General features: G+C 70.2%; 14 protein-coding genes and 1 pseudogene. 10 read left to right on the forward strand and 5 right to left on the reverse strand.

All coding sequences use genetic code 11. The annotated features are described in order from the left end of the window. Positions 1–1614, forward strand: a complete 1614-nt coding sequence (gene groL, locus RPX00_RS17550; RefSeq protein ID WP_406640640.1) for a chaperonin GroEL — start codon at positions 1–3, stop codon at positions 1612–1614. A 237-nt stretch (positions 1615–1851) separates the two neighbouring features. On the opposite strand, the gene RPX00_RS17555 is transcribed toward groL, so the two are convergent. After that, positions 1852–2592 (reverse strand): SDR family NAD(P)-dependent oxidoreductase, encoded by a 741-nt coding sequence (locus tag RPX00_RS17555; protein ID WP_406640642.1) that lies wholly within the window; start codon positions 2590–2592, stop codon positions 1852–1854. A gap of 93 nt (positions 2593–2685) precedes the next feature. Here RPX00_RS17555 and RPX00_RS17560 point away from each other — a divergent pair, with 93 nt between their 5' ends. Continuing rightward, on the forward strand, positions 2686–3327 hold the full coding sequence (locus tag RPX00_RS17560) for a TetR/AcrR family transcriptional regulator (protein WP_406640644.1): 642 nt from the start codon (positions 2686–2688) through the stop codon (positions 3325–3327). 6 nt (positions 3328–3333) lie between these two features. On the opposite strand, the gene RPX00_RS17565 is transcribed toward RPX00_RS17560, so the two are convergent. After that, on the reverse strand, positions 3334–3636 hold the full coding sequence (locus tag RPX00_RS17565; protein ID WP_037368697.1) for a WhiB family transcriptional regulator: 303 nt from the start codon (positions 3634–3636) through the stop codon (positions 3334–3336). Positions 3637–3883: 247 nt separating this feature from the next. On the opposite strand from RPX00_RS17565, the gene RPX00_RS17570 reads away from it, so the two are divergent. Together RPX00_RS17570 and RPX00_RS17575 are read left to right on the forward strand one after the other, a co-directional pair. Continuing rightward, positions 3884–4789, forward strand: a complete 906-nt coding sequence (locus RPX00_RS17570) for a MerR family transcriptional regulator (RefSeq protein ID WP_406640646.1) — start codon at positions 3884–3886, stop codon at positions 4787–4789. A gap of 114 nt (positions 4790–4903) precedes the next feature. Next, a pseudogene (locus RPX00_RS17575) lies at positions 4904–5083 on the forward strand (hypothetical protein); the annotation flags it as partial. Between the two features lie 390 nt (positions 5084–5473). Here RPX00_RS17575 and RPX00_RS17580 read toward each other — a convergent pair. Then, positions 5474–5785: a hypothetical protein gene (locus tag RPX00_RS17580; protein ID WP_406643352.1), complete on the reverse strand. Its 312-nt coding sequence runs from the start codon at positions 5783–5785 to the stop codon at positions 5474–5476. Between the two features lie 308 nt (positions 5786–6093). On the opposite strand from RPX00_RS17580, the gene RPX00_RS17585 reads away from it, so the two are divergent. The 4 genes from RPX00_RS17585 (at position 6094) to RPX00_RS17600 (ending at position 8889) form a co-directional block, all read left to right on the forward strand. Beyond that, entirely contained in the window at positions 6094–6690 is a 597-nt protein-coding gene (locus tag RPX00_RS17585) for a response regulator transcription factor (protein WP_020662719.1), read from the forward strand. A gap of 322 nt (positions 6691–7012) precedes the next feature. Beyond that, entirely contained in the window at positions 7013–7585 is a 573-nt protein-coding gene (locus RPX00_RS17590; RefSeq protein ID WP_009072423.1) for a sigma-70 family RNA polymerase sigma factor, read from the forward strand. Continuing rightward, positions 7586–8530, forward strand: a complete 945-nt coding sequence (locus RPX00_RS17595) for an anti-sigma-D factor RsdA (protein ID WP_406640648.1) — start codon at positions 7586–7588, stop codon at positions 8528–8530. A gap of 65 nt (positions 8531–8595) precedes the next feature. Continuing rightward, complete coding sequence (locus RPX00_RS17600) at positions 8596–8889, forward strand: hypothetical protein (protein WP_406640650.1); 294 nt, start codon at positions 8596–8598, stop codon at positions 8887–8889. 129 nt (positions 8890–9018) lie between these two features. Here the strand turns inward: RPX00_RS17600 and RPX00_RS17605 are convergent, their stop codons facing one another. Beyond that, entirely contained in the window at positions 9019–9414 is a 396-nt protein-coding gene (locus RPX00_RS17605) for a DUF5319 domain-containing protein (protein ID WP_009072430.1), read from the reverse strand. Positions 9415–9553: 139 nt separating this feature from the next. Between RPX00_RS17605 and guaB the strand changes: the two genes are divergently transcribed. Beyond that, positions 9554–11065, forward strand: coding sequence for an IMP dehydrogenase (guaB, locus tag RPX00_RS17610; RefSeq protein WP_406640653.1), 1512 nt, complete (start codon positions 9554–9556; stop codon positions 11063–11065). A gap of 70 nt (positions 11066–11135) precedes the next feature. Beyond that, positions 11136–11444, forward strand: coding sequence for a DUF3574 domain-containing protein (locus tag RPX00_RS17615; protein WP_406640655.1), 309 nt, complete (start codon positions 11136–11138; stop codon positions 11442–11444). Here RPX00_RS17615 and RPX00_RS17620 read toward each other — a convergent pair. Continuing rightward, positions 11396–12631 (reverse strand): MFS transporter, encoded by a 1236-nt coding sequence (locus RPX00_RS17620; protein ID WP_406640656.1) that lies wholly within the window; start codon positions 12629–12631, stop codon positions 11396–11398. The genes RPX00_RS17615 and RPX00_RS17620 overlap by 49 nt on opposite strands. Positions 12632–12787 lie beyond the last annotated feature (156 nt).

A 12787-nucleotide genomic window follows, 5' to 3' on the forward strand; every position in this document is an offset into this window, starting at 1 on the left:
ATGCCCAAGCAGATCAGTTTCGACGAGGACGCTCGTCGCGCGCTCGAGCGCGGGGTGAACAAGCTCGCCGACGCGGTCAAGGTCACCCTCGGCCCGCGCGGTCGCCACGTCGTCCTCGACAAGAAGTTCGGCGGTCCGACGATCACCCTCGACGGCGTCACCGTCGCGCGCGAGGTCGAACTCGACGACCCGTTCGAGAACCTCGGCGCGCAGCTCGCCAAGAGCGTCGCCACCAAGACCAACGACGTCGCCGGCGACGGCACCACCACCGCCACGGTGCTGGCCCAGTCGCTGGTCAAGCACGGCCTGCGCAACGTCGCCGCCGGAGCCAACCCGACCGCGGTCGGCAAGGGCATCGAGGCGGCCGCGGAGAAGGTCGTCGAGGTCCTCAAGGAGAAGGCCACCCCGGTCAAGGGGCGGGACAACATCGCCCAGGTCGGCACCGTCACCTCGCGTGACGCGGCGATCGGCGCGCTGCTCGGCGAGGCCGTCGAGCGCGTGGGCGAGGACGGCGTGATCACCATCGAGGAGTCGTCCACGCTGGCGACCGACCTCGTGATCACCGAGGGCGTCCAGTTCGACAAGGGCTTCCTGTCGGCGCACTTCGCGACCAACCCGGAGGACCAGAAGGCGACCCTCGAGGACGCCTACATCCTGCTGCACCGCGAGAAGATCTCGGCGCTGGCCGACCTGCTCCCGGTGCTGGAGAAGGTCGTCGAGGCGAAGAAGCCGCTGCTCATCATCGCCGAGGACGTCGACGGCGAGGCGCTGTCCACCCTCGTGGTGAACTCGCTGCGCAAGACGATCACCGCGGTCGCGGTCAAGGCCCCGTTCTTCGGCGACCGCCGCAAGGCGTTCCTGGACGACCTGGCCGTCGTGACCGGCGGCGAGGTCATCTCCGCCGAGATCGGCCGCAAGCTGTCCGAGGTCGACCTCAGCTCGCTGGGCAAGGCCCGCCGGGTCGTCGTCACCAAGGACGACACGACGATCGTCGACGGCGCGGGCACCAAGGACGCCATCGCCGGGCGGATCGCGCAGATCCGCAAGGAGATCGAGACCACCGACTCCGACTGGGACCGCGAAAAGCTGCAGGAGCGGCTCGCGAAGCTCGGCGGCGGCGTGGCCGTGATCAAGGTCGGCGCGGCCACCGAGACCGAGCTGAACGAGCGCAAGCACCGCATCGAGGACGCCGTGGCTTCGACCAAGGCGGCCGTCGAAGAGGGCATCCTGCCCGGCGGCGGCTCGGCGCTGGTGCACGCGGTCAAGGAACTCGAGGGCAACCTCGGCCTGACCGGCGACGAGGCGACCGGCGTCGCCATCGTCCGCGACGCGCTCACCGCCCCGCTGTACTGGATCGCGACGAACGCGGGCCACGAGGGCGCGGTCATCGTGAACAAGGTCCAGGAGCAGGGCTGGGGCCAGGGCTTCAACGCGGCCACCGGCGAACTGACCGACCTGATCGCGGGCGGCATCGTCGACCCGGTCAAGGTCACCCGCTCGGCCGTCGCGAACGCGGCGTCCATCGCCCGGCTGGTGCTCACCACGGAAAGCTCCGTGGTCGAGAAGCCGGTCGAGGAGGAGCCCGAGGCCGCTGGCCACGGGCACTCGCACTGACGCGGTTTGTCTGGCGGGGCGGCACTCCCTTGGGGGTGCCGCCCCGCTTTTTGTTGTGCCATCGAGCTTTCGCGACTTGCTAGCGACTGCGCAGACCCGTCCCGCCGCAGCGCCGCACGTTGCCCTCCACAACTCCATGGCGCTGTGGACAAGTGCGGTCGAGGACCGGGTTCCGGGGCTCGGGGCCGATAGAATTGGGCTGGGGCGTCCCCCCCGTGGAGGGTGGGGGTGGGCCGGTCAGGCCGTGAAGCCGCCGTCCACCGTGATCGATGTTCCCGTCAGGTACCGGCCGTCCGGGCCGGCCACGTACGACACCGCCGCCGCGATGTCTGACGTGTTTCCGTAGTGCCCCAACGCGATGTGCGCCAGCTGGTCCCCGGAGTGCGGGCCGTCCGCTGGGTTCATCTCGGTGTCCGTCGAGCCCGGGTGAACCACCGTCGCCGTGATGCCGCGAGCCCCCAGGTCCCGCGCCAGCCCCTTGGCCATCCCGGTCAGCGCCGATTTGCTCGCTGAGTACAGGCTCAGCCCGACGAACGGCGTGCGTTCGGCCAGATCGCTGCCGATCGACACGATCCGCCCGCCTCGTTTCATGTGCCGCACCGCCGCCCGGGCCGCTACGAGCGGTGCCTTCACGTGGATCGCCAGCGTGCGGTCGATCGTCTCCGGCGTCAGGTCGTCGATCGGAGCCGACGGGAACACTCCGGCGTTGTTCACCAGCACGTCCAGCCCGCCGAGTTCGGCCGCGGTCTGGTCGACAGCGCTGGTCACGGCGTCCGCGTCCGCCGCGTCGGCCTGCAGGGCGAGGCCGCGGCGGCCGAGCTTTTCGATCGACGCGACCACTTCCGCCGCCCGGTCCGCGGCGCGTTCGTAGGTGATCGCGACGTCCGCGCCGTCCTCGGCCAGCCGGAGTGCGATCCCCGCGCCGATCCCGCGGCTTCCGCCGGTGACCAGCGCGACCTTGCCATCCAGGGTACCCATGCCCCACCTCTTTCTGTAGTGATGACTAAATAAATAGCCGCGTACGATGGGCTGGGTCAAGACTTCTGTATCGCTCACTAAAGAAGGTGGTCCATGTCACCCCGCGGCCGCCCGCGCGCGTTCGATCGCGAGCACGCGCTCACTCAGGCCATGTTCGTGTTCTGGGAGCGCGGCTACGAGGGTGCGTCGCTGGCGGAGCTGACCGAGGCGATGGGGATCAAGCCGCCGAGCCTGTACGCGGCCTTCGGGGACAAGGAAGCACTGTTTCGCGAAGCGGTCGAGCACTACCAATCCGCGTACGGACGGCACACGATGCGCGCGTTGACCGAAGAGCCGACAGCGCGCGCGGCGATCGAGGCGATGCTTCGCAACAACGCTTGCGCGTACGTGGAACCTGGCCATCCCAAGGGCTGCATGGTGGTTCTCGCGGCTACCAACTGCACGCCGGCCAACGCGTCCGTGTGGAAGTTTCTAGCTGCTGCCCGCGATGAAGTGCGGCACCAGCTTCGCGCCCGCCTTCGTCGCGGAGTGGACGAGGGCGACCTCGCGGCCACTGTGGACATTGACGCGCTTGCCGGGCTTTACGCGACTGTCTTTTATGGACTGACCATGCAGGCGCGGGACGGCGTCAGCCTCGACTCGCTGATGACCGTGATCGACCTCGCGCTCTCGCTGTGGCCCGAAAACGGCGGAGGGGCGACGTCCACTGTGGACATCGCCCCTTCCGCGCCGTGATGGAAGTCAGAGGTGCGCCATGGTCAGCGCGCGTTTGTCCTGTTTGATGATGTGGTCTCGTTCCGATTCGGACAGTCCGCCCCAGATGCCGTAGGGCTCGTGCACGGCGAGCGCGTGCTTGCGGCACATCTCCAGCACCGGGCACGACAGGCAGATCGCCTTGGCCCTGGCCTCGCGCCGCGCCCTCGCCGGTCCCCGCTCTCCGTCCGGGTGGAAGAAGGATCCGCTGTCCATCCCCCGGCACGACCCCTCCAGCTGCCAGTCCCACATGTCTGCGTTGGGGCCGGGGAGCCTGCGCGTGTCTGCCATCCTGACCGCCTCCGTCATCCGGTCGATGCCATTAGCTGCTCTGCTGTGGTGCCGATACTCCATTCGGTGCAACGGCGGTAACGTTAGAAGCGCGCCAATAGTTGTTCAATAGATCGGCGGCGATTCAGCCGTTAGGCATCCCCCAGATGTGTGAGCAGGGCTTTTGGCTCGGGTTGCCGGGACCGCGAGCGGGCTGGATATTGACCGGGTGGGATCCGGATCGAGCGATGGAGAACCCACCCTGCCGGTGGCCTCGGTCGCCCGCCGGCTCGGTGTCGCGCCGTCCACCCTGCGTACTTGGGACCGGCGCTACGGTCTCGGTCCCAGCCGCCACACCGACGGCAGGCATCGCCGCTACGGCAGCTCCGACATCGGCCGTCTCGAACTGATGCAGCGCGCGCTTCTTCGCGGCGCTTCAACGGCGGAGGCCGCGCAGTACGCGCTGGAGCAGATGCCGCGCGCGGACGTCGTGCCAGCGCCCGCGGAGCCAGTGGACGCAATGGAAACGAAGGCTGCGGCTGACGACCTCGAAGTCCCTTCGCGACTCGCGCGTCGCCTAAGTACGGCGGCGTTGGCCATGGACGTCGGTGCGGTGCAACGCATGCTCGTTGACGCCATTGGCGAGCTAGGCGTCCTTCAGGCGTGGTCCGGGGTGATTGACCCAGTCCTCACCGCACTCGGCGCGCGGTGGCGAGGCGTGCACGCGGGCGCGGAGGTGGAGTACCTGCTCGCTGAGTGCGTGTACGCAGCGTTGGTGCGCGCGACGCCGGTTCTCGACGAGCCTCGCAACCAACGGCCGGTTCTTCTCGCGTGCGTGCCGGAGGAACGGGACAACATGCCCGTGTACGCGCTCGCGGCGGCGCTCGCGGGACGGCGAATCGGCGCGCAGCTCTTCGGCATCGCGCTGCCGCAGGAAGTGCTGGCGGTAGCAGTACGACGAAGCGCGCCGGCGGCCGTGGTGTTGTGGGCGAATCGTGCGCCTGCTGATCCTCGGCTCTTCGCACGCGTGTCTCGCGGACGGCAGCGAACCCGGTTGTTCGCCTGCGGTCCCGGCTGGGATTCCGCCCTGTTGCCGCCGAAAGTCGAACTGCTGGCGGATCTTTCCGCGGCGGCCGACCGCGTGGAGCACGTTCTTGTCGGTGCTCCACGCTAGAAAGGTCTGGTGGACGAAGAAGCGCTGACGGCCCTCGCGTTCGGCTCGTACGCCGGGCCGGCGGACCCAATACCTCGCGACGGCTCGCCCAGGCAACGCCTCCTGGCGGCCATCGTGCTGGGCGCCCGCGGCCGATACGCGGCGGCCGCTGAACTGCTCAACCCGCTCCGGCGCGGCCGTGATCCGCTGACGGCCTCGCTGGCGGCGAGCACGCTCGCGTCGCACCGACGACAGCTGGGCGGACACGTGGCGGCGCGGAAGCTGGACGGGGAGGCGCTGCTGGCGGTCGGACTGCGCGGGATGGGGGAGCGCGGGGCCGGGTCGGTTGGTGGCGGGTTGGCTGCGGCTGGGTTGGGCCGAGCTGGTGCTGGAGCGGGTTCGGTCGCTGCGGACTCGGGCCGGGTCGGCTCCGGGGCGGGTTCTGTTGCCGACGGCTCGCGTGCGGCTGCTGGCTCCAGCCGAGCGGCCTCGACTGCCGCGAGGGCCGACTCGCGTGCGGCTGACGTCGGAGTGGGCTCAGCTGCGAGTGGTGGCGCGCGAGCGGCTGACTCAAGCCGAGCTGGCTCGGCCGCGCCCGGCTCAACCCCAGCCGCTCCGCAGACACCAGCCCCGTCCAACCCAAGCCCCGGCGAAGACCCGCACGGCCTGGACCTCCAAGGAGCAAGAGCCGACGCCCTCCTCGGCCTAGCCGCCGACAACCTCGCCCTCGGCCGCATCTCCGCGGCTCGCCGTCTGGCCGTCCGGGCCGCCCAGGCCGACCGTCGCTGGCGGGCGACCGTTCGGGGCGGCTGGGTCGGGGCCGAGATCGAACTCGCCGCCGGGCAGCCCGAAGCAGCCGTCGCCCCGGCCCGGCTCGCCTACGAGACCGCCGTCGCTCGTCACGCTCAGCGACACGTCGTGAAGTCCGGCATCGTCCTCGGCGTCGCGCTGCTCGCCGCTGACGAAACCGGCGCGCGCGAACTCGTCCTCGCAGCCCTCGCCGACGCCGAGAAACATGAACTCGATTCACTTACCTGGGTGGCCGCGCGCGTCGCCGCTGACCTGGACCACGACCGGGCCGAGGAGTATCGATTCAGGAGCCGCCAGGTGTTGCACGCAGTGTTACGGCACGCGGATCCTTGCGTGATGCGCGTCGCACACGAATCGCCATGGGTGCCCGTCGGGCCCGGGTAGGCCTGCGGGAACGGGCGTTCCGGCATCCGGGCTAAGAAACTTCAAAAAAAGCCACCGGATCGTGTCAAGGTTCGGACTAAAGCGTCCGATAGGGGAAGTGGAATGTCACCCGGCTGCAGGAAGGAAACCCCGTGACGACGGTCTTGATCTGCGACGACCGACGCAGTGTCCGCGAAGGGCTCACCCGTGTGATGTCCGCGGTGCCTGGGGTCAGTCGCATCGACTGCGTAGCGCACGGTGACGAGCTGCTGGCCCGGTACACCCGTCAGCCGGTCGACGTCGTGCTGGTCGGGACGCAACGCGCGGTCCCGACGGGCGTCGAGGCCACGCGCCGGCTCGTCTCCGCGAACCCCCAGGCGAACGTCATCGTCTTCGGAGCCCCGGACGACGCGGGCAGCATCGCGGCCGCCATCGCCGGCGGAGCGCGCGGCTACCTGCGCTGGGACGCCTCGCGGCCCGAACTGGTCGCCGCGCTGGCGCACACGCTGGCCAGCACCTCGGTGCCCGCGCCGCGCCAGCCCTCCGACCCGGGCGTGCAGCTCACCGAGCGCGAGCTGCAGGTGCTGCGCGGCATGAGCCAGGGCAAGAGCAACGGCCAGATCGGCCGTGAGCTGTACCTGTCCGAGGACACGGTCAAGACGCACGCGCGGCGGTTGTTCCGCAAGCTCGGCGTCCGCGACCGCGCGCAGGCCGTCGCGCACGGCTTCCGCCGCGGCCTGGTGTCCTGACCGACCACGAGCAGGCCAATACGGGACTTCCGATCCGGCTCCCGCGGTGACGAACGGGCCAGGGCGCGCTAGCCCTGGCCCGTACCTGTTGTCTTGGCCCGCTCCTGTCGTCGCCCGCGTCCCCACCGCGTGACGGCACTGCCCCGCACCCCGTCTGCCTGCGACAATCGCCGCCCGGCCGCGCTCGGCGCGCCGGTCACCACCTCTGGCGGTTGTCTGGTAGGACTCCGACGGTACGGTAGCTGTGACCGGCGCAGGACGGGGACGACCACGCGCCGGATTCTTTGCACGCCTACACGTAACGCTGGGACTGTTGTCTGCGATGGCCACTGTGGGGGATGGACTGGACGAGCCGGTCGCCGCCGCTGTCGAGGGAGACCCTCAGGCAGTGGAGCGGTTGCTGGCCGCCATTCGTCCCCTTGTGGTGCGGTATTGCCGTGCCAGGGTTGGCAGGCAGGAGCGTTCGTTCGCTTCGGCAGACGACGTTGCGCAGGAGGTGTGTCTCGCGGTGCTTACGGCCTTGCCTTCGTACCGTGACCAGGGCCGCCCCTTTTTGGCGTTCGTGTACGGCATCGCCCAGCACAAGGTCGCCGACGCGCACCGCGCCGCGGCTCGCAACCGGGCGGAGCCGGTCGCCGAGATCCCCGACGAGATCGAGGGCGGCGTCGGCCCGGAACAACGCGCTCTGCAGGGCGAGCTGAACGAGCGGATGGCCCAGTTGCTGCAGGTGCTGCCGGACAAACAGCGCGAAATCGTCGTACTGCGCGTCGTGGTGGGGCTGTCGGCGGAGGAGACGGCGGAAGCCGTCGGATCCACGCCGGGCGCGGTCCGCGTCGCCCAGCACCGGGCACTCGCCCGGCTGCGCAAGGTGCTCGCCGCCGAGGAGGTGATCTGAGTGACTGATCGCGAAGACCGGGACAGAGACAGAGACCTGTCGCCTTCCGCGCAAACGAGCGGACTGACCGGGTACGAGGCGGAAGCCGACGGGGATCTCACCGCGATCCAGGCCGACGACGCGCTGCTTGACGCGCTCGGCGGGACCGATCCGGCCGTTGCCGACGGGCTCGGAGACCAGGAACTGAACGCGCTGCTGCTCGCGTGGCGCCGCGACATCGACAGCGAGCCGCTCGCCGAGCTGGTCGACGTCGACACCGCGGTCACCACGGTGAAGACCGCGACGCTGGCGCGCAAATACCAAAGCCGCGGCCGTCGCCGCCGCTATCTCGTTCCGGTGGCCGCCGCGTGCGCCGCCGCCGCCATCGCTTTCACCGGCACTGGCCTCGCCGCGCGCGACGCCCAGCCCGGAGACACGCTTTGGGGCCTCACGAAGGTCCTGTACGCCGATCACGCCCGCTCGGTCGAGGCCGCCGCCGCGGCGAAGCTCGACCTGGAGAAGGCGAATCTGGCACTCGCCGACAATCGGCTCGCGGACGCCCGGCGCGCGCTCGCCGACGCGCAGGCCGCGCTCAACCAGGTCACCGACACCGACAACCGCAACCAGCTCCTGCAGCAGCACCGCGAGCTGGCCGCGCAGCTCGGCCAGCCGACGGCCCCGCCCACGGGCCAGAAGCCGTCGTCGCCGCCCGCCGTTCCGCCCGCGCACGACCCGGTCAGCAGCGCGGCGCAGCCGCCCGGCCAGTCGACGTCGCTGCCGGGCACCGGTGGCGGCCACACCAACCCGCCGCCGGTCACGTCGGTCACGCCGCTTCCGCCGGTGACGTCCACGCCGAGTTCGCCGCCGCCCTCGCCGAGCGCGACGCCGAACGATCCAGGCACCGGCAGCAGCCCGCGCAACGAGTCGTCGCAGGGCGCGCAGGCGCCGAACACCAGCGGCTCATAGGTTTTCCGGAAGGTCCCGGCACGGACAGTGCCGGGACCTTCTTCGTTTTCAACGGGGGAGGTGCGGTGCTGGTTTTCGGAGAGCCCTACGAGACCACTCACGGGACGGTGCTGATCACGGTCACCCGGCAAGGCCGTCGAGGCGGGCCGGGACGGGTGGTCGGGCTGTACTCGATCACCGAGGACGGCGTCACGTGGACGCCCGCGGTCGACGAGGGCCGGATCGCGTTGATCGGCGTGTGTACCGGGTTCGTGGCGGCAGCGTTCGCGACGCTGGCCGTGCTGCACCGTCCGCCGTGGCCGAACCTGACCGAGCGCGCGATGATCGCTCAGGCGGAGAGCGCGAAGTACCGCCGCTGACGACGGTTGTCCACAAGTCGACACAGCTGTGGACAACCCCTGTGGACAACTTGTTCGCCGCACACGAAGAAGGTCCTGGTGGCCAAGCTCACCAGGACCTTCTTCGCAGGTTGTGCAGGACCGAACGGGTCAGTACGCGCTCTCGTTCGCGGTGACGCCGTCCGCGAAACCGCGGCAGTAGTCCCAGCTCACGTAGTCGGTCGGGTTCGGGTCGAAAGCCGGTTCGTGCGGGCGCATCCGGCCGTCGGACAGCAGCTGCTCCAGGCTCGCGCGCAGCAGCGTCCAGTCGTGATAGTGGGGTTCGTCGCACTCACCGCAGTCGACCACGATGCCGCGAACCCCGCGAGGCTCCAGCAGAGCCTGGTACACGGCGAGGTCGGACAGGTCGGCCAGCAGCTCGGTGCGCTCGTCCGCGCTGATCGGCTCTTCCAGGTGGTCGTCGGGGTCGGGGATGGCCCGGGCCGGATCGTCCGGGTCGTCCGCGAACGGATCGGGGGGCAACACATCGTGCGGCACGGCCTGCACGCTACCCGGCGGGCCACCCACCCGGGCCAGGGCCCCGGCCCGGATATCATGAGGGGAAGGCCCGACCACCCTCGGCCCACGCCAGGCACCGCTGCCCGCGACTCCAGCCCACTCCCGCCAGGAAGGCCCTTCGCCCCTCATGACCAGCGAAAGCATCACCCCCGCAGTGCCCAGCAAGTTCGCGATGCTCGGCTTGACCTTCGACGACGTGCTGCTGCTGCCCGCGGAATCGGACGTGGTGCCCAGCGCGGTGGACACGAGCACGCAGCTCACCCGCAACATCAAGCTCAACGTTCCGCTGGTCTCCGCCGCCATGGACACGGTCACCGAGGCGCGGATGGCGATCGCCATGGCCCGCCAGGGCGGCATCGGCGTGCTGCAGCGCAACCTGCCGATCGAGGAGCAGGCGGCGGCGGTCGAGGTCGTGAAGCGGTCCGAGGCGGGCATGGTCACCGACCCGGTCACCTGCGCCCCGGACGACACCCTCGCCGAGGTCGACGCCCTGTGCGCACGGTTCCGGATCTCCGGCGTCCCGGTCACCGACGCCTCCGGCGCGCTGGTGGGCATCATCACCAACCGCGACATGCGGTTCGAGGTCGACCACACGCGCCTGGTGAGCGAGGTCATGACGAAGCCGCCGCTGGTGACCGCTCAGGTCGGCGTCACCGCGGAGGCCGCGCTCGGGCTGCTGCGCAGGCACAAGATCGAGAAGCTGCCGATCGTCGACGGCGCGGGCAAGCTGCGCGGCCTGATCACGGTCAAGGACTTCGTGAAGACCGAGCAGTACCCGCGCGCCTCGAAGGACCCGGACGGCCGGCTCATCGTCGGCGCCGCGGTCGGCGTCGGCCCGGACGGGCACAAGCGCGCGATGGCGCTGGCCGAGGCCGGCGTGGACGTGCTGATGGTCGACACGGCGCACGGCCACTCGCGTGCGGTCGTGGACACGGTGCGGCTGCTGAAGAAGGAACTGGGCGACACCGTCGACATCGTCGGCGGCAACGTGGCCACGCGGGCCGGGGCTCAGGCGCTGGTGGACGCGGGCGTGGACGGCGTGAAGGTCGGCGTCGGCCCGGGTTCGATCTGTACGACCCGGATCGTCGCGGGCGTGGGCGTGCCGCAGATCTCCGCGATCTACGAGGCCGACCAGGCCTGCCGTCCGGCGGGCGTCCCGGTGATCGGCGACGGCGGCATCCAGTACTCCGGCGACATCGCGAAGGCCATCGCGGCGGGCGCGTCCTCGGTCATGCTCGGCAGCCTGCTGGCAGGCACCGCCGAATCGCCGGGCGACCTGATCCTGGTGAACGGCAAGCAGTTCAAGGTCTACCGCGGCATGGGCTCGCTGGGCGCCATGCAGTCGCGCGGCGAGGCGAAGTCGTACTCCAAGGACCGCTACGCGCAGGACGACGTGCTCAACGAGGACAAGCTGGTGCCCGAAGGCATCGAGGGCCGGATCCCGTTCCGCGGCCCGCTGTCGAACGTGGTCCACCAGCTCGTCGGCGGCCTGCGCGCGGGCATGGGCTACGCGGGCGCGGAGACGATCGCGGCGATGCAGGAGGCGCAGCTGGTCCGCATCACCGCGGCCGGGCTGAAGGAAAGCCACCCGCACGACATCACGATGACGGTCGAGGCCCCGAACTACACGACCCGCTGATCTGCCCTGTTCGCCCGCTCCTCTTGCCCGCCACACTGGATCTCCAGGTGACGGCGAGGGGAGCGGGCGAATGCGGTTTTCCCGGCGGTTCGTACTGACGGCGGCCACGACGGCCTCGCCGGACAGCTCACTGTGGAAACGCACCGAGCTGTACTTCGGCACCGCCAAGCTGAACGGCGGCGAGGTGACCGAGAAGGAGTTCGCGGACTTCTCAGCGAAGGACATCACGCCGCGTTTCCCCGACGGTTTCGCGGCCACCGGTCAGTGGCGCTCCAGCAGTGGCGCGGTCGTCCTCGAGCAGATCCACACCGACTACAAGCACCTGTTCGATCAGGAATCCGTGCTGCGGACCGATTCCACCGCGCGCGTCTCGTTCTGAGCGCGGTTCCAGCCGAGCAGCAGCAACGGCGTCGCCAACATCAACGCGCCCGCCAGCCCGAGCGCGCCGCGTGTTCCCAGCCAGGTCGTGACCGGACCCCACAGGAGGGTCAGCCCGGCGGTGCTGGCGCTGCCGGTGATCCGCCAGGCCGCCAGCATCCGGCTCACGTACCCGTCTTCGGTTTCCTCGAGCCGGTATGTCGCGAGGACCGTGCTGTACGCCGCCGCGCAGACGATCAGGCCGAACTCCACCGCCATCACCCAGAACAGCCCGCCGATTCCCGGCGGCACGAAGGCCAGCAGCACGACCCAGCAGGTCCGGATCGCGCCGACGATCGGCAGCAGCCGCACCCGGCCGTAGCGCGGCACCAGCCGGCGGGCGAGCCGGGAGCCGACGAGGCCGCCGAGGCACGGGACACCGAACGCGAACCCGTACTGCCAGGTCGGCAGGCCGAGTTCGCCGAGCAGCAGCACCGCCAGCACCGGCGAAGTGGCCATGATCAGGCCGTTGACCAGGCAGGAGTTGAGGAACAGCATCCGCAGCCGGGCGTGCCGGAAGACGTAGCGCCAGCCCTCGACGAGGTCGGCGGCGCGGAAGGCCGCCGGGCGGGCCGGTTTGGGCTCGCGGGTGCGGATTGTCGAGAGCGAGAGGGCGGACAGCAGGTAGCTGAACGCGTCCAGGAGCACCGTGGCGAGCGGGCCGAAGAACCCGATCGCCGCGCCGCCCGCCGGCGGGCCGAGTGCGGTCGCGGTCCACAGCGTGGTCTCGAACCGGCCGTTGGCGGTGAGCAGGTCTGGACCAGCTGCCAGTGATTTCAGATACGCTCCGCTCGCCGAGGTGAACGCGATGTTCGCCGTCGCCACGAGCACCGACACGGTCACGAGTTGGGCGAAGGTCAGCACGTCCAGCAGGTACGCGGGCAGCAGGGTGAGCAGGGCGGCGAACCGGACCAGGTCCATCGCGATCAGCACCGGCCGTTTCCGCCGGAATTCCACCCACGGCCCGAGCGGAAGCGCGGCCAGCGAGCCCACCGCGAGCCCGGCTCCGGCCAGCAACGACACCTGTCCGGCACTGCTGTGCAGCACCCGTACCGCGATGATCGAGAAAGCGTCGAGGGCGAAGTAGGTGCCCGCGATACTGACCGCGTACGCGAGCCACAGCCGGTGAAAGTCCTTGCCCAGCGCCAAATCCGTCCCCCTCGTCCAGCGGGGGAGCCAACCATCCGGTGTCGCCGGTGGCAAACAACCACGCGCACAACCGGTGGTTGTCGCCACCGCAACGGTCCCCCGCGCGCAGGTCACCCGCGCCGACTCGCGACAATGGACCGCGAAGGCGTCAGGCGC

Source organism: Amycolatopsis sp. WGS_07 (genome assembly GCF_045278895.1).
Taxonomy (GTDB): Bacteria; Actinomycetota; Actinomycetes; order Mycobacteriales; family Pseudonocardiaceae; genus Amycolatopsis.